This is a genomic window from Streptomyces sp. NPDC021019, assembly GCF_044333295.1.
Lineage (GTDB): Bacteria > Actinomycetota > Actinomycetes > Streptomycetales > Streptomycetaceae > Streptomyces.
This window is the reverse complement of the sequence record NZ_JBIRQR010000015.1, coordinates 1-22,995: the sequence shown is the minus strand read 5'-3', so window position 1 is coordinate 22,995 and position 22,995 is coordinate 1. Positions and strand designations below refer to the sequence as shown.

The following is a 22,995-nucleotide window of genomic DNA, read 5'->3' as shown; positions in this document are numbered from 1 at the left end:
AGGGGGGTGTTGAGGTCGAGGGTGTCGAGGGTCTGGATGAGGTGGATGGTGGTGGCGAGTCCGGTGGGGACGGCGGGGTGGTCGGGGTGGGGGGTTTCGTCGAGGGCGAGGAGGGACACGATGCCGGCCAGGGAATCGTCGGCCTGGTCCATCAAGGCTTCGGTGAGACCGGCCGCGTCGTCGGCCACGGTGACGAGTACCGCCCTGCCTCCGTGGTCGTCGATCGCCCGGAGGCAGGAGGACACCTGTTCCTCGTGGGCGTGGCGGGCGGGCGCCAGCACCAGCCACGTACCCGACAGTTCGGGCACGGCCGAGACGGCCAGGGGCTTCCAGGTGATCCCGTACCGCCAGTCGCTCACCGCTGCGCGCTCGCGGCGCCCCCGCCACCACTGCGAGAGAACGGGCAACGCGTCGCCCACCAGGGCGTGTTCGGCCGTACCGGCGAGACCCAGCAGCTCGGCGAGCTCTTCGGAGTCCTCGCGCTCGACGATGCGCCAGAAGCGGTCCTGTTCCGGGTCGACCGTGCCGGCGGTAGCGCTCTTCGCGCCCTCGTCGGAGGGCAGCTGCACGGGGGCGTCGCCGGTGGGCAGGAGTGAGCGCCAGTCGAGGTCGACGCCCACGGCCCAGATGTGCGCCGCACTGGTCTGGAGGCGTGCCGGGCCGCCGTCGTCACGGCGCAGGGTGCCGGTCACGGTCACCCCGTCCGCGCCGTACTCCTCCGCGCTCTCGGCGATCCCCAGGGTCAGCACCGGATGGGCGCTGGCCTCGACGAACACGTCGATCCCGGCGTCGAGCAGGGCCCGCGTGGCGTCCGCGAACCGTACCGGCTCCCGCAGATTCCGGTACCAGTACCCGGAATCCATTCCTGTGCCGTCGACGACCTCGCCGGTCACCGTGGAGTACATCGGGACCCGGCCCGCGGCCGGAACCACCTGTGCGAGCCCGGCCAGGATGCGTTCGCGTACAGCCTCCACGTGCGGGGAGTGCGAGGCGTAGTCCACCGGGATCCGCCGCACCCGCAGCTCCCGTTCCTCACCGGCGGCGGTGAACTCCAGGGCCGCCTCGATGTCACCGGCCACCACGGTCGACGACGGACCGTTGACGGCCGCGACCCACAGCCGGTCCTGCCACGGCTTGAGTGCCTCCTCGGTCACGCTCACCGAGGCGGCGACCGACAGCATCGTGCCCCCACCGGCGATCTCCACGATCGCCGCGGACCGGGTCACCACGATCCGTACGGCGTCCTCCAGCGACAGGATCCCGGCCACGCACGCCGCCGCGATCTCGCCCTGGGAGTGACCGACCACCGCATGCGGCACGACACCCACCGACTCCCACAGGCGGGCGAGACCGACCATGACCGAGAACATCAGCGGCTGGACCACATCCACCCGGGCGACGTCCATCGCCCCCGGCGCGCCGGTGAGCACATCCAGCAGGGACCAGCCCGCCCGTTTCTCGACGATGGCCGAGATCTCGGCGACCGCCTCCGCGAACACCGGTGCGACGTCCAGCAGTTCCCGTCCCATCCCCAGCCACTGCCAGCCCTGGCCGGGGAAGACCAGTGCCACCCGCGCACCACCGGCGGCGGTCGTCCCCGATACCGCACCGGGGGCACCGGGTCCCGACGCCGCGATCCCGTCGAGACCGGCCAGCAGGTCCGCGCGGTCCACGCCGAGCACCGCTACGCGATGCCGCAGCGCCGGACAAGCCGCCAGCGACTGTCCCACCGCCGGAGCGTCCGCTTGCGACTCGCTGATGAATGACGCCAACTCGGCGGCCCGAGCAGCGAGCCCCTCCCGCGAGTCGGCGGACAGCGGCCAGACGGTGGCCTGCGGGGCGGGGAAGTCCCGGTACCAGTAGTGCTGGTGCTCCCACGGGTAGCCCGGCAGGTCGACGGGCGGGCCGGCCGGCTCGTTCGGCACGACCGGCCGGTGACCGGCGACGAAGACCTCGGCCGCCAGCAGCGCGGGCGTGCTGTTCTCCTCCAGGACGTCCACGGTGAGGTCGCACCAGGAGTCGGAGGTCTCCGGCAGCCCCGCGGCCGGTACGTCGCCCAGACACCGGCGCAGGGCGTCGGCCGAGGTCAGCCGGCCGGAGGCCCAGGCCGCGGCGACGGCACCCGCGCCCTCACCGAACGCCTCGTCCACCGTGATGCCGAACGACCGCAAGGCCTCGGTGGCGGCCGCCTGATGGCAGAACGTCAGGCCGGCCCGCAGGGGCCCCGGTGTGTCGTCGTACGGGTCGACGGAGGCCTCGGTGAGTGTGCCGAGGAGCCGGACGTACTCGCCCAGGGCCAGGACGTACGCCGGGGAGGTGGCGGCCCAGCGCTCCAGCGTGGCGCGGGCGGGGGGTTCGGTGCCGTACCGCAGCGCCACTGTTGCCTGCGCGCCCCGCTCGGCCTGACCGGACCGGGTGGCGGGCCCCGGCTCGCCGAAGGCGGTCTCCTCGAGCGCGGCTGCGAGCGACTGGGCGTCGGAGCCCACCACCGCCAGGCGGTGCTCCAGCCAGGCCCTTCGATGGGTGGCCGTGTGGATCAGGTCGTCCAGGCGCTCCGGGGCGGTGTCCAGCCTCTCGGCCATGCGCAGGGCCACGGTCCGCAGCGCGGACGGCGTGGCGGCGCTGACGAGCAGGACGCGCTCGCGCGGTTCGGCACTCCGCGCCGTGGCCGGCCGTACGGCGGCCGGGTACTGCTCGACCAGGACGTGGGCGTTGCTGCCGCTGAACCCGAAGGCGCTCACCCCGGCGCGGGCCGGCCGGTCGTGCTCCGGCCAGGGGCGCGGTTCGCGCACCAGGGCGACGGGGAGCCGGTCCCAGTCGATACGGCTCGACGGCTCCGCCACCAGGTGCGGGGGCAGCGAGCCGTGCCGCAGGGAGAGGATCACCTTGAGCAGGCCCACCGCGCCTGCCGCGGCGCCCAGATGGCCGACGTTGGCCTTGGCCGAGCCGATGAGCAGCGGGTTCTCGGGGGCACGGCCGGACCCGAGCGACTCGGCGAGGGAACGGACCTCGATCGGATCGCCCAGCGGGGTGCCGGTGCCGTGGGTCTCCACGTAGTCCACCTCGTGGGGCGCCCAGCCGGCCCGCTCCACGGCCTTGCGGACGACCTCCACCTGGGCCACGGGGTTGGGCACGGTGAGACCACCGGTCGCGCCGTCCTGGTTGACGGTGCTGGCGCGCAGTACGGCCTGGACGTCATCGCCGTCACGTACCGCTGCGGACAGCGGCTTGAGCACGAGGACCACGGCGCCCTCACCGCAGGCGAACCCGTCGGCGCTCTCGTCGAAGGCCTTGCACTGTCCGTCCGCGGAAAGGGCGTTGCTCGCCGCCATCGAGGCGATCAGCGGGCTCGGCGCGACGATGGCGCTGGCACCGCCCACGACGGCGATCTCGCAGTCGCCGGAGCGCAGTGCCTGGCAGGCCAGGTGTACGGCGGTCAGCGCCGAGGAGCACGCGGTGTCGACGGTCATGCTGGGGCCGCGCAGTCCGAGAATGTACGACAGACGCCCGGCCAGGGCGGCGAAGGACGTGCCGGTGCCGTGGTAGAGGTTCAGGGACTCGCTGTCCATGTCACGGGCGACCAGGAACTGGTAGTCCGCCATGGAGAGACCGGCGTAGACGCCCACCGGCCGCGACTCCAGGGTGTCCGCCGGGCAGCCGGCGTGCTCCAGCGCCTCCCAGGCGGACTCCAGGAAGAGGCGCTGCTGAGGGTCGAGCAGCTTGGCCTCGCGGGGGGAGATCCGGAAGAACGGCGCGTCGAACGAGCCGATGTCGTCGAGGTACGAGCCGGGAAGGGCGGCCAGACCATCGAGTTCGGCCCAGATCGGGTCCCGGAGCCGTTCGGCGGGGAACTCCCCGACGGTGGCCGTGCGGTCACCCAGCAACTCCCAGAACTCCTGCGGCGTGGACGCGCCGGGCAGGCGGCAACTCATGCCGATCACGGCTATGCCGTCCTCGGCGGGGACCGCTGGCGTGCTGGGGGCCGGAGCCGGTACCGAAGTCGGGGTCGGGCTCGGTGCCGGGGGCGCCTCCCGGAGGGCCGGGAGCGCCTCTGCCGTTGCCTGCGGCTGCGGGACCAGACCGGCGAGAAGCTCGGCGAGTCCGTTGACCGTCGGGTGCTCGAACACCACGGTCGTCGGCAGGGAGATGCCGAGCCGCGACTCCAGCCGGGTGCGCAGTCCGACCGCCGTGGCCGAGTCGAGCCCCTGCTCGAAGAGTCCGCGCCGACGGGCCACCGGCTGGTCGGCGGAGAGGCCCAGCAACTCCCGGACGATCCCGGTGACCAGCTCGCCGAGCCGGGCGGCGTCGGCGGGAGCCACCGCGGAGACCGGTGCGGAAGCGGCCGCGGGGGTCGGTGCGGGAGCCGCCACGGGGGCAGCCACGGGGGCCGGCGTCACGACCGGGGCGCCCCCCTCGGTGGGCTCTGCGTACATCTCGGAGGTCACCTGCCCGTGCTCGTCGAGCAGGCTGAGCCGAATACGGGCGGGTGCCGCACGGCCGTCGCCGGTGGACGGGGTACGGGTGGGGTCGATGGCCCCCCGGGCGTCAGCGGTGGTCGGTGCGCCGGCCGGGTCGGTGACCCCCTGCGCGCCGCGTGGCACGCCGGGCAGCCAGTAGCGGCCGCCGCCCCACGAAGGGACGGGCAGGGTCCGGAAGCGCGTCGGGCGGCCGGTCACCATCGTCCAGGTCACCGGGGTGCCCGCGGTGTGCAGTCGGGCCAGCGCCCTGTGTGCGCTGAGCCGGACCGGCGTGTCCTCGTCGAACACCGCGAGTGCGGGCGCCTGCCTCTCGTGCCGTCGCTGGGCTTCGGTGAGCGTGGGCAGCAGGACCGGGTGCGGGCCGATCTCGACGAGGGGGTGGTCCTCCTCGGCGAGCAGCCGGTCCAGCGCGGGCCCCAGCCGTACGGGACCGGACAGGGAGCGTGCCCAGTAGGCCGCGTCGACGCGCGGGGAGTCCGCGCCGGGGTCGACGGTGGACCTCATCGGGACGGTGGCCGGTTCGGGGCTGAGCAAAGCCAGCTCCGCCTCCAGACGCGGGGCGAGACCGGCGGCGAGCGGCCCGTACACGGCGACACCGGTCTCCAGGGGCCGGCAGTCCAGACCGTGGGCCCGCAGCGCCGCCACGGCCTGCTCGGTCTCCTCATGAGGACCGGCGATCACCAGGGAGTCCGGGCCGTCCACGGCCACCACGAGGTCCTGGTGACCGGTGGCCGCGAGGGCCTCGGTCACGGCGGTCTGCGTACCGGACACCGCGTACCGGACACCGCCTTCGGCGGCCTCGCCCAAGGCGTGTGCGAGGCGCAGGATCACGGTGGTGGCGTCCGACAGGGAGAGCGCGCCCGCCACATGCGCGGCGGCGACCTCACCGGGGCCTACGCCGAGGACCGCCGCCGGGGTGACGCCGCGAGCCCGGAACCAACGGGCCGTCGCCACCTGGGCGGCGAAGACGGCGGGCACGAGGAGCTCGGCGGTGCGGGGGGCCTGCGGGCGCTCCTGCGCGCGGAGGTCGTCGAGCAGCGACCGGCCGGTTTCGGCTCGGATCAGCTCCGCGACCTCGTCCAGGACCTCGCGGACCGCCTCGTCACGGTCGTAGAGGTCCATGACGCCGCCCGGGCACGGGCCCTCGTGACCGGAGAAGACGAACACCGGCCCGGGCGCGCTCTCGGGATCCGGGACGTGGCCGGAGAAGGCGCCCTCGACCGGCTCGTCCGGGGAGCCGAGGACGTGCGGGAGGTCCGCGCGGTCCTCGACGACCACGGCGTAGCGATACGCGTCATGCGTGCCGCGGGTGGCGGCCGAGGCCGCCAGGTCGGCGAGGACCGGCGCGTCGGCTCCCGCAGTGGACTGCCGGAGCAGCGCCACCTGTTCGGCCAGACCGGCGGCGCTGGAGGCCGAGGCCAGCAGCGTGTAGGGGTGGTCGCCGGGCCGCTCGGCGGGCGTCGGCCCGGGCGCGGGCGGTGCCTCCAGCACGACGTGCACGTTCGTGCCGCTGAGCCCGAAGGCGCTGACCCCGGCCCGGACCGGCCGCTCCGCCCGGTCCACCCGCGTGTTGTCCGTCGGCACGGTGACCGCGCCGCCGCGCCAGTCGACGCGCGGGTTGAGTCGCTCGACGTACGGCTGACGGGCGACCGTTCCCGAGTTGACCGTCCACACGGACTTCAGCAGACCGCCGATGCCCGCGGCGGCGTCCATGTGCCCCAGCAGGGCTTTGTGCGAGCCGATCAGCAGTGGATCGCGCGTGTCGCGCCCTTCGCCGTACACCTTGCCGATCGCGTCGACTTCGATGATGTCGCCGATCGCCGTTCCGGTGCCGTGCGCCTCGACGTAGTCGACGTCCGTGGCCGTGAGGCCGGAGCGCAGCAGCGCGGTGCGCAACAGGTCTTCCTGGGCGAGGGAGTTGGGGACGGTCAGGCCGAGGCTCGTGCCGTCGTTGTTGGTGGCCGAGCCCCGGATGACCGCGTAGATCCGGTCTCTGTCGGCGAGCGCGTCGGACAGCCGCTTGAGCACCACGACGCCGGCGCCCTCGCCCCGGACGATTCCGTCGGCGCCCGCGTCGAACGGGCGGCACCGGCCGGTCGGGGAGATCGCGCCCGCCTGGCTGAGGAAGACGCTGATGTCCGGGGTGATCAGCAGGCTGGCACCGCCCGCGAGGGCCGTGTCGCACTCGCCGGCCCGCAGCGTCTGGCACGCCTGGTGCACCGCGAGCAGCGAGGACGAGCAGGCCGAATTGACCGTGTTGACCGGCCCGTTGAGATCGAAGGCGTACGCGAGGCGGCCGGCCGCGAAGCTGGGCTCCAGACCACTGACGTGGTGCCGGCCGATCTCGTTCAGGCCGAGGGTGCGCGTGTGCAGCAGTTCGTAGTCCCGGGCGAGCAGGCCGAGGACGACGGAGGTACGGGTGCCGCGCCACTCCTCGCGCGGTCGGCCCGAGTCGGCCATCGCCTCCCACGCGACCTCCAGCAGGAGGCGCTGCTGAGGATCGAGCAGGCTTGCCTCGGGCGGGCTGATCCCGAAGTAGGGGGCGTCGAACCGGTCGATGTCGTCGAGGAAGGCCCCCCGCCCGTTGGAGATCCCCCCGGGCTCGCCGGGGCGGTCGGCGTGCTCCGGCCCCCATCGGTCCGCCGGCACGTCCGAGAAGGTGTCCGTCGCGGAGGTCAGCAGTCGGCCGAACGCGTCGAGGCTCCTGACCCCGCCGGGGAATCGGCATCCCAGCCCCACGACGGCTATGGACTCCATCGGGTAGCCGGACTGCTTTCCGTGGTCGGAATCGGTGCTCATCAGTTCCCTCCGCATGGACAGGCCCGGAAGTGGGAGAAAGCCGTCGGCGGCGGGGCATCCTCGGCGCAGAGCAACGGCTCGGCGATGCTATGAACAGCGGTCACGGCGTGTCAGCCCCTACGGCCCCCTAAAGCGTCGGAGGCGACGCGGTGGCGGTCCGCGATGCCTTCTAGGGGTGGCTACGGGTTCCGGCCGTGGCCCGCCCTGGCGAAGCTGGGAGGAAGCCGTTTGGCGTGTCGCACGACGGCTTCGGCACGCAGCAGTCGCGCCGAAGCCTTCACACAGCGAGGAGTCCGCAGATGCAGGGGAGAGTCGCAGTCGTCACCGGGGCCGCCGGTGGGATCGGGGCGGCGGTGGTGCGCGCGCTCGCCGAGCAGGGCGCGACGGTCGCCGCCGTGGACATCACGGCCGGGGCACTGGACGTGCAGATGAAGGAGCTGGACGCCGACGGGCTGACGGCCCACCCCTTCCCGGCCGACGTCTCCGACGCCGGGCAGGCGCGTGAGGTCGTCCGGGAGGTGGAGCGGCGGCTCGGCCCGGTTGCGCATCTGGTCAACGCGGCCGGTGTGCTGCGTCCGGCGGCCGTCAAGGAGATCACGGCCGACGACTGGAGCGACACTTTCGCGGTGAACACGACCGGCGTCTTCCTGATGTCCCAGGCGGTCGTGGAGGGCATGGTCGCCCGCTCCTCCGGCTCGATCGTCACCATCGCCTCCAACGCCGCCGGCACCGCCCGTACCGACATGGCGGCCTACGCGGCGTCCAAGGCCGCGGCGCTGGCCTTCACCAGGTGTCTGGGCCTGGAGGTCGGCCGGCACGGGGTGCGCTGCAACGTGGTCAGCCCCGGCTCCACGGACACCTCCATGCTGCGCACCCTCTGGGCCGGCGCGGACGGCGTCCAGGACGCCATCGACGGAAGGCTGTCGACGTACAAGGTCGGTATTCCGCTGCAGAAGATCGCCCGGCCCGAGGACATCGCGGGCGCGGTGGTCTTCCTGCTCTCCGACGCGGCCGGGCATATCACGCTGGAGAACCTCACCGTCGACGGCGGGGCCACCCTCGGCAGCTGAAGCCCCGTCCGCACACGAAGTGGCCGCCCCGCGACGCGCGGGGCGGCCACCTGCGTGCTCCGGGGTGCTCAGTCGGAGTTCATGTTGCCCTGTCCGAACCCCACCGCCCGGGTGCCGGTGTGCGCCGCCGACGTCTCCAGGGGGAGGTAGGTGACGGCCCGCGGGGCGGCGGCACGGTAGCGGTCCCAGTCAGCCCGGGCCGGTGCGATGTGCGCCTCGGAGCCGGCCAGGGCATCCGACGCGGCGTCGAGCACCGCGTCGACCGGGCACGGATGCAAGCCCCACGCCGCGAGTTCGTCCGCGCCGTCCACGCCGGGCCACGGGCCGCAGGCCACGCTGACCGTCGCGGAGCCGTCCGCCCGCCGGTGCCGGGCCAGCGCGTCGGCGTACTCGGCGGCCGCCGTCGCGACGGCCGCGCCCGCCCGCCCGGGCAGGGTGGCGAGCGGTGAGCACAGCACGAGGAAGTCGAGTGCGCCCGGGTGCTGGTGGAGCAGCCGGGGCACGGCCACGGCTCGCTCCAGCGCTTGCTCGAACTCCGCGGGGTCCCAGTTGGCCAGGGACAGTTCCGGCGCGGGCGCCGCCAGGTGCACGACGCCTCGTACGGCAGGACTGTCCCTCCTCAGCACCGCCCCGACCTCGACCGGGTCGTCGGCGGCCAGGGAGACCGCGCCGGCGCCGCGTGCGGTGAGCCAATCGGCCGCCGCTGCCGCCGCCGGGCCCTCCCCGACGACGAGGTAGGCGGCGCCCTGCTGGACCACCGGCCCGGAACCCCGGCCGGGCGCGAGTATGCGTTCCGGCAGCCGCGCCTCGTACCAACGCCCACCGCGCACCGACAATCGCCCGGAACCGGCGAGTTGCGCGGTACGCCCCAGCACCTCGGCGGCGTCGGGCAGTGCCTCGGCGGTGTCCAGCTCGACCGACACGCAGGGCAGCTCGGAGTACTCCCAAGCGGCGGTCCTCGCCAGCGCGGCGGCCAGCCCGCCGTACGGGCGCGGCGCGCCGGAGCCGGTGGTGGAGCAGAGCACGAGGGAGGGCCGTTCCGCCGCGCACGACCGCAGGAAGCCACGGACCAGCGTGACGCCCTGCCCGGAGGTGCCGTCGTCGTGCAGCAGCAGCCCGGCCACGGTGGTGCCGCGCCCGGCCAGCTCCTTGCGGACCTGCTCGAACGGGTCGTCCGCGGCCATGTCCAGCGGCAGCCGGCCTTCCTCGGCATCGGCCGCGAGCACGAACGCGGGCACCCCGGCCAGCGCGAGCTGTTCCCGCCAGCGCGCGGCGACGGCGGTGTCGCCGCTGTGGATCAGCCAACTGCCCTCGTCGGCCCCGGGGACGGCGGTGCGCAGCGGACCCGGCACCGGCTGCCAGCACAGCTCGTGCGAACGCAGCGGTACGGCGGCGGTGTGCGGCTCCTCCTCGTCGGCGGTGCGCAGCCGCAGCCCCTCGGCCACCAGCAGCGCGTTGCCCCGCTCCCCGGTCACCTCCACCGTCACCGAACCGTCATCGCCCGCGTGCGCCCGCACGTGGACGGTGCCGGGCAGCGAGCCGTGCACGGTGAGCCGGTCGATGGATCGGACGGTGCGCAGCCGGGGCGGGTCGTCGTGGTCGGCGGCCAGTGCGGCGATCCGGAGGACCGCCTCCAGCAGTACGGGGGACAACTGCCACGGGCCGGCCGCCGAGGTGTCGTCACGTTCCACGACGGCTTCGGCGTGGCCCGGTCCTGTGCGCAGCGCGGTGACCCGGCCCGCCGCCGGGTCGTCCTGCGAGCCCAGCCGCCACAGCCGCCGCCGCCACCGCTCGGCGCCCTCCTCGTCGGGCTGTACCCCGGCGCCGCCGCGCCCTTCGGCGGCCGGGCCGCCCACCGAGGCGGAGAACGACGGCCGCCACCCGTCGCCGGAGCGGACGAAGCCCCGGACCCGCTCACCGGCGTCCCCCGGCCCGCGGGCGGTCTGAAGGGCCAGCGGGCCGTCGGCGGAACGGAGTTGGGGCACACCGTGTATCCGTATCTCGCCCACCGTGCACGGAGTGACCCCCGGCGCGTCGCCGTGCCGGGCCGCCGCCAGCGCCCAGTCGACCAGGGCCCCGGCGGAGAGCAGTGCAGTGCCGTGTACCCGGGGCAGCGCCGCCGCGGCCGGGGAACCGTCGGCGATCCGCCCGGCGAACCACCGCTCGCCCCCGGCGGCCAGCTCGATCGGGGCGCCGAGCAGCGGATGGGCCGAGGTGTGCGGCAGGGGCTGCGGAGCGGCGCTGTCGGGCGGGACCAGCCAGTGCCGACTGCGCTGGAAGGGGTAGGTGGGCAGATCCACCGGCCGGGCCACGTGCCCTTCGAGAGCCGGCTCCCAGTCGACGGGCACGCCGTCGGCGTACAGGGTCGCGAGGGCGGACAGCAGCGCCCGCGCCTCGCCGCCCGTGCCGTCGGCCCCGGTGACAAGGCCGAGGGGGAGCAGGGTGCGGCCCGGGCCGCCGGAGCCCGCGGCGGCCCGGCTCACCAGCGGGGCGAGCTCGGCGCGTGGGCCGAGGTCGACGAACCGTGTCACGCCCTGAGCGAGCAACTGCCGGGCGGCGTCCAGGAACCGGCTCGGCCGACGGCCGCGTCCGGCCCAGAACTCCGGGTCGCGCAGACGGTCCGACAGCAGGGTCCGCCCGTCGCCCCCGGAGACCAGCGGGACACTGGGCTCGGCAGGGGAGAGGGCGGCGACCGTCCGTCGCAGCTCCGCGGAAGCGAGCGGCTCGGGGCCGGCCGGGCGGGCGGGCCGGGCGGTGTCGAGCATGCGGACGTCGCGGCCCCGGGCACGCCAGCGCGCCGCGAGTCCGGCGACGGTGTCCGGGGGGCCGGTGAGGACCGTGGCGCCCGGTTCGTCCACGGCGGCGACGGCCGCGTCGCCGTCCGTCACCTCCGGCTCGTGGCGCAGCTCGTCCTCCCCGGCCCGGATCCACACCGACGCGTGGCCTGCCGTGTCCTCGGCGGCGGCCTCCCGCTCCAGGGCGACTGCCAGCGCACAGGCGTCGGCGCGGGAGAGCGCCCCGGCGGCGTGCGCGGCGGCGACCTCGCCCAGACCGAGTCCGGCCAGCTGCCGCGGCGCCACACCGAAGGCCGTCACCAGCCGGTGCAGGGCGATCTGGGTGGCGAACCCGGCGAGCCGGGCCGTGGACGGCGAGGTGTACGGCCGGCCGGCGTCGAGGAGCGCGGCGCGTACCGATCCGTCCAGCTCCTCGCAGACCTCGTCCAGCGCCCGGGCGAACAGCGGGAACGCCTCGTACAGTCCCCGTGCGGCGCCCGGCCGCGGTGGTGCGTCACCGGAGAACAGCAGCGCCGTGTGTCCGCGCGGATCGGCGGCGCCGAAGAACAGGGCGTCCGCGCTCCGCCCGGCCGCGAGCGCCTCCAGCCCCGCCAGCAACTCCTCGCGGTCGTCGCTGACGACGACGGCGCGGTGCCGGAACGAGGAGCGGCCGCGGGACAGGGCGGCGGCGGTGTCCCGGGGGCAGGCTTCGGCGACCGCCGCGCGCAGGGCGGCCGCCGACTCGCGCAGCGCCGTCGGCGTCCTCGCGGCCAGCGGCCAGGCCACCAGGGCGGGAGGGGCCTGCTCGGCGGGGGTCTCGGCCGGCGGTTCCTCCAGGATCAGGTGCGCGTTGGTCCCGCTGAGGGTCAGGCACGACACGGCGGCCCGGCGCACCCGTTCACCGGCCGGCCAGGGACGGGCCTCGGTGGCCAGTTCGACCGTGCCCGCCGACCAGTCGGTATGGGGCGTGGGGGAGTCCACGTGCAGAGTCGCCGGGACCCGCTCGTGCCGCAGTGCCATCACCAGCTTGGTGATGCCGGCGATCGCGCCGACCGTCTGGGTGTGACCGATGTTGGACTTGACCGAGCCGAGCAGCACGGGCTGCTCGGGCTCGTGCTCGCCACCGTAGACCGTGACGACGGAACTGGCCTCGACGCCGTCGCCGAGGGCCGCGCCCACGCCATGGCCCTCGACCACGTCGACGCTGCCGGCGGGCAGCCGGGCGTCGGCCAGCGCCTGACGGATGACCCGCTCCTGGGCCTGGCCGCGGGGGGCGGACATCCCGTTGGTGGCGCCGTCCTGGTTGATCGCCGAGCCGCGGATGACGGCGAGCACCGGATGACCGTTGCGGCGCGCGTCCGACAGCCGTTCCAGCAGGAGCATCCCGGCGCCCTCGGACAGGCTCACCCCGTCCGCGGCGGCCGCGAACGACCGGGAACGGCCGTCCGAGGAGAGCTTCGCGGTCCTGCTGAACTCCATCAGCGTGCCCGGCAGCGACATGACCGCGGCCCCGCCGGCCAGGGCCAGGGTGCACTCGTTGTTCCGCAGCGCCTTGCAGGCCAGATGGACCGCCACCAGCGAGGACGTGCACTGGGTGTCCACGGTGACCGCCGCGCCCAGCAGTCCCATCAGATAGGCGACACGGCCCGAACCGGCGCCCACCGAGTTGCCGAAGCCGAGGTAGCCCTGGATGTCCGGGCCGGGGGGCTCGCGCAGCAGCAGCGGATAGCCGCCGAACTGCACTCCCGCGTACACCGCCGTGCGGCTCTCCCTGGCCGACATCGGGTCGATCCCGGCGCGCTCGAACGCCTCCCACGAGGTCTCCAGCAGCAGCCGCTGCTGCGGGTCCGTGGCGCGGGCCTCGGCCGGGTCCATGCCGAAGAACTCGGCGTCGAACAAGTCGGCGTCGTCGAGGAAGCCCCCCCTCAGGTCCGGCCTGGCACCCGCCAGGTTCCAGCCGCGGTTCTCCGGAAGGCCGGTGATCACGTCCTCGCCGCCGTCGACCAGGCGCCACAGGTCCTCCGGCGAGCGCACCCCACCGGGGAACCGGCAGCCGATCCCGATGATCGCCACCGGCTCGCGGTTTCTCGCCTCCTCGGCCGCCAGCCGTCCACGCGTCTGCCGCAGCTCGGCGGTGGCCCTCCGCAGGTACTTCTGAAGCTTCTCTTCGTCCGCCATCGGGCGCTCGGCTCCTCAGAACAAGACGGCCCTCGGCCGGTTCCGCGGCTCAGGACCGCGGTACCGGCCGACGGCCGAGGGGATCGTCATGGGGTATGCGCTACGGACCGGCTCACAGCTCCGAAAGGGGCGTCAGCTGGCAGTCCTGGATGTCGTACAGCTTCCACTCGCCGTCGACCTCGACGAACGCCTCCAGCTTGAAGTGGCGCTCGTCCACGGGGATGTAGGAGTCCTTGGAGCGGGTGCGCACGCCCACCTCGCCCAGCACATGCTCGCCGATGAACTCCAGGTGCCCGTCCTCCCAGCCGGTCGACGTCGAGACACCGAGCGTGCCCAGGGTGTCGACGTAGTACGACTCGAAGTGCTGGTCGACCTCGCTCCAGCCGATGATCCACTTGCCCTCGAGCTTCGGTGAGCCGTCGGCGTACGTCGACTTGAGGTCCATCTGGTAGTAGTGCCCGCCCATGATGGGCTGGGTCAGGGCCTCCATCTTCACGCCGGTGTCGAAGGAGACGGTCATCCGCCCGAGCAGGAAGTCCAGTTCCTTCATCCGCGGTGCTACGCCGGTGTCCTTCTTCACGGGCCGAGCGGTCGGCCGGTGGTTGTCCAGGTAGTCGGCGACCTTCTGGTCCTCGGTGGTCTGGGTGTTCTCCGTCATCGCGGGCTCTCTTCTCTGTGTGCCGGATCGGTGGGGCGGGGCGGGCGGGCCGGGCGTTCAGGCACCACGCCGGGCGGAGAGTTCGCGCACCAGCGAGGCGATGGTGCGGACACTCTTCAGATCCCGCGCGCCGATGCGTGACGGCGGGATCCTGACGCCGAGTTCGTCATGGATGTGGTTGAGGAGCAGCAAGGTGTTCAGGGAGTTGAGCACCCCCCAGGCGAGCAACGGGGTGTCCTCCTCCAGCTCGCCCTTCGGATCGCCGTCCAGGAACCGCTCCCGGATGAATGCGGTGATCGTCCGGGTGACCTCGTCGGGCCCGGTCGCGTGGTCGGTCATCTGTCGTTCCTTCCGATGCGGGTGCAAGGTCACTGCAGTCCGGCCGCGAGCGCGGCGCGGTCGGCCTTGCCGTTGCGGGTGCGTGGCAGTTCGGAGGCGGTGCGGAACTCGTCGGCGACCATGTAGCGCGGCAGGAGCTGCGCGCAGTGCCTGCGCAGCTCCAGTACGCCGATGACATGGCTCTTCTCGGGCACCACGAACACCACCAGCCTGGCCTCGATCCCGGCGCCCACCACGAGGGCGACGGCCTCGGCCACCGAGGGGTGCGCGGTCAGCGCCGCCTCGACGTCACCCAGTTCGATGCGGTGGCCCCGCACCTTCACCATGTGATCGCGTCGGCCCACATAGTCGAAGAGGCCGTCCTCCAGGACCCGCACCACGTCGCCGGTGCCGTACGGCCCCTGATGCGCGGCCAGGCCCCAGTAGCCCAGCATGACCGTCGGGCCGTCCGCGACCAGTTCGCCCTCCTCGCCAGGCCCGCAGACGGCACCGTCGCCGCGCTGCGCCCAGACCCGGTCGCCCGAGCAGGCGGTGCCGATCGGGACCGGCCGGTCGCGCTCCAGGTCCTCGGGCCGGACCTCGTGGAAGGTGCAGACGTTCGTCTCGGTGGGGCCGTACAGGTTGAGCAGCCGTGCCTGCGTCCACGCGGCCAGGGCGCGCACCCGGGGCAGCGGGAACGGCTCCCCGGCGAAGAGCACCGCGCGCAGCCCGGGGGGCGGTCGCCGGTCCAGCAGCCCGCCGTCCCGCATCATCAAGGTCAGCGCGGACGGTACGGAGTACCAGACGGTGATCCCTTGGCCGTACAGGAAATCGACCAACTGCTCCGGCGCATAGGCGAGTTCAGCGGCGATCAGATGGACGGACGCGCCCGCGGAGAAGGCCGCGTACAGATCGAGCACCGACAGGTCGAAGTTGAGCGGAGCATGGTTGGAGAACCGGTCCTCGGGACCGGGCGACAGCTCCTTCACCGCCCACTCGACGAAGGCCAGGGCGTTGCGGTGGCTGATGCACACGCCCTTCGGCGCGCCGGTCGACCCGGAGGTGTAGAGGATGTACGCGAGTTCGTCGAGGCCGGCCGGCTCGTTGATCCGGGCGTCCGCCGGTTCGTCCGACCCGTCCCGCTCCACTGCCCCCAGTTCCGCCACGGCGGCCGAGCCGTCGAGCGCCTCCGCCAACGGTCCGGTGCGCTCCTCGGTGGTCAGCACCACCCGGGCCGCGCAGTCGCGAGCCAGCAAGGCCACCCGGTGCTCCGGCGCCGAGCCGTCGGCAGTCACATAGGCGGCGCCGAGACGCAGCACCGCCTGCATCGCCGTGATCACGGCGGCCGACTTCTCCGCCCAGATCACCACACGGTCGCCGCGGCCTACGCCGAGCGCGCGCAGCCCGCGGGCCAGTCGGTCGGCGCGGGCGTCGAGCTCCCGGTAGGTCAGCTCGCGCTCAGCCGTCACGACGGCTGTACGGTCGCCGTGCTCCTTCGCCGCGTCGATGACCAGTCGATGGAGTGTCACAGGCCCAAGTCCTTCGCGATGAGTTCTCGCTGGATCTCCGTGGTCCCGGAGAACAGTGTGCTGGGCACCGCGTCGCACAGCTGGTCCACGGCGCCGCCGGCCAGATATCCGCGGCTGCCGAGGATCTGCGCGGCGTCGATGGAGTTCGCCACGGCCGCCTCGGAGACCGCCACCTTCGACAGGGCCACCGCGGCCACGTGGTCGCGGCCCTCGTCCATCAGCCAGCAGGCGCGGTAGAGCAGGAGCTGGGCACTCTCCAGCCGCCGTCGCATCTCGGTGATCTTGTGGGAGACGCCCTGGAACTGGCCGATGTGGCGTCCGAACTGCTTCCGCTCCGCAGCGTGTGCGACGACCTGCCGTAGTTGGCGTTCCATCATGCCGAGGTAGATGGCGAACAGACAGGCGCGCTCCCAGCCCATGGAGTGCTGGAAGACGGCCGACCCCTGTCCCTCCTCGCCCAGCAGATACTCCTCGGGCACCAGGCACCCCTCGAAGCTCACCCGTCCCGCCAGGCAGCCCGTCAGGCCCGCCTTGCGCAGTGGCGGCCCCAGCACCACCCCCGGCAGACCGCTCGGCAGGGCGAAGCCCGACACCCCCAGGTACCCCGCGTCCGGATCGGTCACCGCGTAGGTGACCACCACGTCGGCGACCGGCGCGTTGCTGGCCCACGACTTCTCGCCGTCGAGGACGTACCCGGAACCCGAGCGCCGTCCGACCGCCCGCATCCCGCTGACGTCCGAGCCGGCTTCGTCCTCGGTCATCGCGTTGGCGGCGATGAGTTCACCGGAGGCCAGCCCCGCCAGGAGTTCGCCGCGGGCCTTCTCCGACCCCGAGTCCCGCACCGGCACGGCGCAGGCCAGCAGATGCGCCGCCACCGCGAACGCCAGACCGGTGTCCGTGCAGCCCCGGCCGAAAGCCTCCAGGCACAGCGCGGTGTCCAGCGCACCCAGACCGCCGCCACCCACCTCTCGCGGCAGACACAACCCGGTCAGGCCCAGCCGGCCGGCCTCCCGGAACGCCGCACGCGTGGTGTCGGGGTCATCCGCGCTCACGGACGCATGGCCCCAGCGCGCGCTCACTTCCTCGAAAATTTCGTCGCAGCGTCGGCGCTGCTCGGGAGAGAGTCCGAAATCCATGGGCGAGGGAACCTCATCGTCAGGAGTCGCATTCACCGGTGCCCGGGTGGGCGGCCGGAAAAGCGCCAATCGGGTATTCGAGAATTCTGCGGGCCGCTCCTCCGAATGAGCGCCGTCACGCCTGAGCAGATTAAGCGCGGCGTTTTCGGGCGTCACCCCTTATTGGCCCCTATCCCTGCCCTGGCACCCGGCCCCCGGCCGAACCGCTCCCCAGTAGGGGGGTGTTCGCATCGAGCCGGTGACCGGCCGCTCCGCCCGTCCGCGCATCTTAGGGGTTTCCCCGCAGGCCGAGACGGACACACCATGGGGCCGCGCTCGGTCCGTCCTCGCCTCGGTAACACAAGGGCTGAATCCAACGGATTTCCGCGCTGTCCGCCAGGTTCGAGCTGCGCAAGGAGACAACTGACATGCAGCGGCTGACCGACTCCTCTTCCTTTCCCGGGGAAAAGCAGTCCGTGGGGAATAAGGCAAGGCACCAACCCGACTGGGGAGATCACGCCGACCTCGCCGAGGTCCGTCGGCATCTCACCGCCCACCCGGGCCTGGTGACCGCCGAGGACACCGCAGTCCTGCGCTCCCTGCTGGCCGACGTGGCTGCCGGAAACGCCCACGTCATCCAGGCCGGCGACTGCGCCGAGGACCCCGCCGAATCCACCGCCGACTACGTCGCCCGCAAGAGCGGACTGATCGACGTGCTCGCCGGCACCATGCAGATGAACACCCACCGGCCCGTCCTGCGCGTCGGCCGCATCGCCGGCCAGTACGCCAAACCTCGCTCCCGCCCCACCGAGACTGTCGGTGGCCGCGAACTGCCCGTCTACCGGGGGCACATGGTCAACGGCCCGGAACCCGACACCGAGCTGCGCCGGCCCGACCCGCGGCGCATGCTCGCGTGCTACCGGTCGGCCGCCGAGACGATCGAGCACCTCGGCTGGAACGGCACCGACCACCCCTGGCACAGTGCCCCCCGCATCTGGACCAGCCACGAGGCGCTGGTCCTCGACTACGAGGAGCCGCTGCTCCGCCACGACGCCGAGGGACGGCTGCACCTGGCCTCGACCCACTGGCCCTGGGTGGGCGAGCGGACCCGGCAACCGGACGGGGCGCATGTCGCGCTTCTCGCCGCGGTCGCCAACCCGGTCGCCTGCAAAGTCGGCCCCGGCATGTCCGAGGCCGACCTGCTGCAGCTCTGCGCCCTCCTCGACCCCGACCGCGAACCGGGCAGGCTCACCCTCATCTCCCGGATGGGCCCCGCCGTTTCCAGCCACCTGCCCCCGCTGGTCAAGGCGGTGCACGCGGCCGGACACCCCGTGATCTGGCTCTGCGACCCGATGCACGGCAACACCGTCACCACCTCCGGCGGCCTCAAGACCCGCTACCTCGATGCCGTGCTGAGGGAGGCCGAGCACTTCCAGTGCGCCGTCCGGTCGTCGAACGGCGTGGCCGGCGGACTGCACCTGGAGGTCACCCCCGACGCCGTCACCGAGTGCGTCGCCGGCAGCGGCTGTCAGGACCAGGTCGCGGACAAGTACACGACCCTGTGCGACCCGCGGCTCAACCCCGTCCAAGCCGTGTCCATCGCCGCCTCCTGGACCGCGTAACCCCCCGCCCCATCAGCCGAGGAAGACGATGCCAGGGATACCCCCGATTACCGCTTACCCCATGCCGACCCGGGACCAACTGCCCGCGAACACGGTGCAGTGGACGGTCGACCCCGCCCGAGCCGTGCTGCTCGTCCACGACATGCAGCGCTACTTCCTGCGGGCCTTTCCCGACGGCGGCTGCCGAGACACGCTGATCACCAACACGGCACGCCTGCGCCGGCGCTGCGCCGAGCTGGACATCCCCGTGGCCTTCACCGCGCAGCCCGGCGGCATGACCGAGGAACAGCGCGGCCTGCTCAAGGACTTCTGGGGGCCTGGCATGACCGTGCACCCCGACGACCGCCGGATCGACGAACGCCTTTCCCCCGGCGACGACGACTGGCACCTCGTCAAGTGGCGCTACAGCGCGTTCTTCCGTTCCGACCTGCTCGAACGCCTGCGCGCCGAGGGCCGCGACCAGCTGATCCTGTGTGGCGTCTACGCGCACGTCGGTGTGCTGGTGACGGCCCTTGAGGCGTACGCGTACGACATCCAGCCCTTCCTGGCGGGTGACGCCGTCGCGGACTTCTCGGCCGAACACCACCAGCAGGGCCTGTCGTACGCGGCCGAACGCTGTGCCATGGTCCGCGCCACGGACGATCTCCTGGCCGAACTCGGTGGCGAACTCGTCGGCCACGGGGACCGGCCCGGCAGCCGGAGGAGCGCACGGTGACGACGCCGACCTCCCCCGCGCGCACCGCCGACGAGCTGCTCGACCGGGTGCTCGCGGGCGAACAGCGGGCCTTCGCGCTGCTGCACCGCCCGGACACGTCCGGCCACGACGGCATCGACCTGCTGGTCGGCGAGGTGTCCACGCACACCACCCTGGCCGAACTCCCTCTGCCCACCGGGCCGTCCACCACCGGTGCCACGGCCGACCTGCTCGTTCTGATCCCCTACCGGCAGATCGCCGAGCGCGGCTTCGAGTGCGTCGACGACGGCGCGCCGCTCGTCGCGATGAGCGTCACCGACCAGGCGATCCTGCCCGTCGCAGGCTTCCTCGACCGTGTCGAGAACACCCCGATCCAGGTCACCGGCGGCCAATTCGACACCGACGACGCCACATACGCCGAGATCGTCCACCGGATCATCACCACCGAGATCGGTGAGGGAGAGGGCGCCAACTTCGTCATCCGCCGCTCGTTCGTCGCCGACATCACCGACTTCGACCCGCGCACCGGCCTGGTCCTCTTCCGCCGCATGCTCCAGCGCGAGTCGGGGGCCTACTGGACGTTCGTGGTGCACACCGGATCACGCACCTTCGTCGGCGCCACACCGGAGCGCCACATCACCCTCGACGACGGCGTCGCGGTGATGAACCCCATCAGCGGAACCTACCGCTATCCGCCGACCGGCCCCACCCTCGACGGGATCAAACAGTTCATCGCCGACCGCAAGGAGACCGACGAGCTCCACATGGTGCTCGACGAGGAACTCAAGATGATGGCCCGCGTCTGCGAGGCCGGCGGCCGCGTCTCCGGCCCCCATCTGCGGGAGATGGCGCAGCTGGCCCACACCGAGTACTTCATCGAGGGCCGCTGCGACCGGGACGCGGCGGAGATCCTCCACGAGACCATGTTCGCCCCGACCGTCACCGGCAGCCCGCTGGAGAGCGCCTGCCGTGTGATCCGCCGCCACGAACCGCAGGGCCGCGGCTACTACAGCGGCGTGGCGGCGCTCATCGGCCGCGACCACCGGGGCGGCCCCTCCCTGGACTCCGCCATCCTCATCCGCACCGCGGACATCGACTCCGGCGGCCGGGTCAGCATCGGCACGGGCGCGACTCTGGTACGCCACTCCGACCCGGCCGCCGAAGTCGCCGAGACCTGGGCCAAGGCGTCCGGGCTCCTGTCGGCCCTGATGACGGACGCGTCCCCGCGATTCGCCGACCATCCCGAGATCGCCGAGGCCCTGGCCGACCGGAGCGGGACCATCGCCGCCTTCTGGCAGGCGGACAACCGGGCCTACGACCGCCCGGACCCGCAGCTCGACGGGCGGCGCGTGCTCGTCGTCGACGCCGAGGACACCTTCACCGAGATGATCAACCAGCAGCTCAGGTCCGTCGGATTGGACGTCACCGTACGCCGCTTCGACGAGGCGTACGACTTCGACGGCTTCGACCTCGTCGTCATGGGCCCCGGCCCCGGGGACCCCCGGGACGACGAGAGCCCCAAGATCACACACCTGCGCTCGGCGGTCCGCGCCCTGCTCGCCGAGCGGCGTCCCTTCCTGGCCGTCTGCCTCAGCCACCAGGTACTCAGCCGTGAACTCGGTCTGCCGCTGGCTCCCTGTGCCGTGCTCAACCAGGGGATCCAGAAGGAGATCGACCTGTTCGGCCGCACCGAGCGCGTCGGCTTCTACAACAGCTTCGCCGCGGTGAGCCAGGAGGACAAGGCCGACTGCCCCGGTGTCGGCATCGTCGAGATCGCCCGGGACGCCCGCACCCACGAGGTGTACGCGCTGCGGGGGCCGCACTTCGGCTCCATCCAGTTCCACGCCGAGTCGGTGCTCACCCAGGACGGGGTGCGGATCCTCGGAACGCTCGCGAAGCGGGTGCTGGCGATGTAGGCGCGCGCATCCTCCCAGCCGCTTCGACGCGGCACAGCATCGACAGGGCACCGACTCTCAGGATCTTCGAAAGGCTGGACTGATCTCCATGGCGGACGAGCAGAAGACCGTTGAATACCTTCGGCGTGTGACTGCGGACCTGCACAAGACGCGTCGGCGTCTGCACGAGGTGGAGTCCAGCAGGCTGGAACCGGTCGCGGTGGTCGGGATGGCGTGCCGTATGCCGGGTGGGGTGCGGTCGCCGGAGGAGTTGTGGGACCTGGTGGCGGCAGGGACCGACGCCATCACCGACGTCCCCGGTGACCGTGGCTGGCCGGAGGACGTCTTCCACCCCGACCCGGAGCACACCGGTACGTCGTACGTCCGGCGTGGTGGGTTCATGGACGATGTGGCGGGGTTCGACGCGGAGTTCTTCGGGATCTCGCCGCGTGAGGCGCTGGCGATGGATCCGCAGCAGCGGTTGCTGCTGGAGGTGTCCTGGGAGGTGCTGGAGCGGGCCGGCCTGGACCCGCAGGCGCTCAAGGGCAGCCAGACCGGCGTCTACGTCGGGGCGTCGACCTCGGCCTACATACCCGACATGGACAACGTCCCCGAGCAGATCGCCGGCTTCACCATGGCGGGCAATCTGGCGAGTGTGCTGTCGGGCCGGGTTTCGTACTCCTTCGGTTTCGAGGGTCCGGCGGTGTCGGTGGACACGGCCTGTTCGTCGTCGCTGGTGGCGTTGCACCTCGCGGTGCAGGCGCTGCGGCAGGGAGAGTGCACGCTCGCCCTGGCCGGCGGCGTGGCCGTCCTGGCGAGTCCGACGCCCTTCATCGAGTTCTCGCGTCAGCGCGGTCTGGCGCCGGACGGGCGGTGCAAGCCCTTCTCGGCGGACGCCGACGGGACGGCCTGGGGTGAGGGCATCGGCATGCTGGCGTTGGAGCGGCTGTCGGACGCGCGGCGCAACGGTCACCGGATCCTGGGCGTGGTGCGCGGGTCGGCAGTGAACCAGGACGGTGCGAGCAGTGGTCTCACGGCGCCCAATGGGCCGTCGCAGGAGCGGGTGATCCGGGCGGCGCTGGCGAACGCGGGGGTGTCCGCGTCGGACGTGGACGTGGTGGAGGCGCACGGCACGGGTACCAAGCTGGGTGACCCGATCGAGGCGCAGGCGCTCATCTCGGCCTACGGTCAGGGCCGTGAGGCGGAGCGCCCTGTGCTGGTCGGTTCGGTGAAGTCGAACATCGGGCACACCCAGTCCGCCGCGGGTGTGGCGGGTGTCATCAAGATGCTGATGGCGTTGCGGCATGAGGAGATGCCCCGCTCGATCAATATCAGTGCTCCTTCGTCTTTTGTGGACTGGGACGCGGGTGCGGTGGAGCTGCTGACGGACGCGGTGCGGTGGCCGCGGGGCGAGCGGGTACGGCGGGCGGGTGTGTCCTCGTTCGGGGTGAGCGGGACGAACGCGCATGTGATCGTGGAAGAGGCACCGCCCGCGGAACCGGTGGCAGGAGAACCTGTGCGGCCGGGGCCGGTGGTGTGGGGTGCGGGTATTCCGTGGGTGGTCAGTGGTGGCAGTGCGGGTGGTCTGGTCTCGCAGGCCGGTGCGCTGGCCTCGTTCGTGCGGGAGACGAAGGCGGACCCGGCGGTGGTGGGGCGGGCGCTGCTGGGACGTCCGGTACTGCGGCAGCGTCTGGTGGCGTTCGCCGAGGACCGTGAGGGCCTGCTGGACACACTGGAATCGTTCACCGGGACGGCCGGGGAGACCGGTGTGGCCGGTGTGGCTGGTGTGGTGAGCGGGTCGGTGGCCGGGCGTTCGCGGACGGCGCTGCTGTTCTCCGGGCAGGGTGCGCAGCGGGCGGGGATGG

At 72.9% G+C, this 22,995-nt stretch carries 11 protein-coding genes; 5 read left to right on the top strand and 6 right to left on the bottom strand.

Features of this window, described 5'->3' with window-relative positions:
• Nucleotides 1–7,277, bottom strand: a 7,277-nt coding sequence (locus tag ACH4RG_RS36435; RefSeq protein WP_398540928.1) for a type I polyketide synthase, incomplete at its 3' end; no start/stop codon positions are given.
• 299 nt (nucleotides 7,278–7,576) lie between these two features.
• Between ACH4RG_RS36435 and ACH4RG_RS36430 the strand changes: the two genes are divergently transcribed.
• Nucleotides 7,577–8,347 carry a 2,3-dihydro-2,3-dihydroxybenzoate dehydrogenase gene (locus tag ACH4RG_RS36430; protein ID WP_397926097.1) on the top strand — a complete coding sequence of 257 codons (771 nt, stop codon included), beginning with the start codon at nucleotides 7,577–7,579 and terminating at the stop codon, nucleotides 8,345–8,347.
• Nucleotides 8,348–8,415: 68 nt separating this feature from the next.
• On the opposite strand, the gene ACH4RG_RS36425 is transcribed toward ACH4RG_RS36430, so the two are convergent.
• From ACH4RG_RS36425 to ACH4RG_RS36405, 5 genes are all read right to left on the bottom strand, one after another.
• On the bottom strand, nucleotides 8,416–13,299 hold the full coding sequence (locus ACH4RG_RS36425; protein ID WP_398540927.1) for a beta-ketoacyl synthase N-terminal-like domain-containing protein: 4,884 nt from the start codon (nucleotides 13,297–13,299) through the stop codon (nucleotides 8,416–8,418).
• Between the two features lie 112 nt (nucleotides 13,300–13,411).
• Entirely contained in the window at nucleotides 13,412–13,957 is a 546-nt protein-coding gene (locus tag ACH4RG_RS36420) for a DUF1579 family protein (protein WP_397926093.1), read from the bottom strand.
• A 57-nt stretch (nucleotides 13,958–14,014) separates the two neighbouring features.
• Entirely contained in the window at nucleotides 14,015–14,296 is a 282-nt protein-coding gene (locus ACH4RG_RS36415; RefSeq protein ID WP_397926091.1) for a phosphopantetheine-binding protein, read from the bottom strand.
• Nucleotides 14,297–14,325: 29 nt separating this feature from the next.
• Nucleotides 14,326–15,804, bottom strand: a complete 1,479-nt coding sequence (locus ACH4RG_RS36410) for an amino acid adenylation domain-containing protein (protein WP_398540926.1) — start codon at nucleotides 15,802–15,804, stop codon at nucleotides 14,326–14,328.
• Nucleotides 15,801–16,940: an acyl-CoA dehydrogenase family protein gene (locus ACH4RG_RS36405; RefSeq protein WP_397926087.1), complete on the bottom strand. Its 1,140-nt coding sequence runs from the start codon at nucleotides 16,938–16,940 to the stop codon at nucleotides 15,801–15,803. The genes ACH4RG_RS36410 and ACH4RG_RS36405 overlap by 4 nt, the downstream gene beginning before the upstream one ends.
• Before the next feature lie 455 nt (nucleotides 16,941–17,395).
• Here ACH4RG_RS36405 and ACH4RG_RS36400 point away from each other — a divergent pair, with 455 nt between their 5' ends.
• The 4 genes from ACH4RG_RS36400 to ACH4RG_RS36385 form a co-directional block, all read left to right on the top strand.
• Nucleotides 17,396–18,541: a 3-deoxy-7-phosphoheptulonate synthase gene (locus ACH4RG_RS36400; protein ID WP_397926085.1), complete on the top strand. Its 1,146-nt coding sequence runs from the start codon at nucleotides 17,396–17,398 to the stop codon at nucleotides 18,539–18,541.
• Nucleotides 18,542–18,569: 28 nt separating this feature from the next.
• The gene (locus ACH4RG_RS36395) at nucleotides 18,570–19,256 is read left to right on the top strand and encodes an isochorismatase family protein (protein WP_397926083.1); all 687 of its coding nucleotides are present in this window, start codon (nucleotides 18,570–18,572) and stop codon (nucleotides 19,254–19,256) included.
• Nucleotides 19,253–21,151, top strand: a complete 1,899-nt coding sequence (locus ACH4RG_RS36390; protein ID WP_397926081.1) for an anthranilate synthase family protein — start codon at nucleotides 19,253–19,255, stop codon at nucleotides 21,149–21,151. Before ACH4RG_RS36395 ends, ACH4RG_RS36390 begins: the two co-directional genes overlap by 4 nt.
• 88 nt (nucleotides 21,152–21,239) lie before the next feature.
• Nucleotides 21,240–22,995 (top strand): type I polyketide synthase (locus ACH4RG_RS36385; protein ID WP_398540925.1); only part of this gene is annotated, 1,756 nt, incomplete at its 3' end.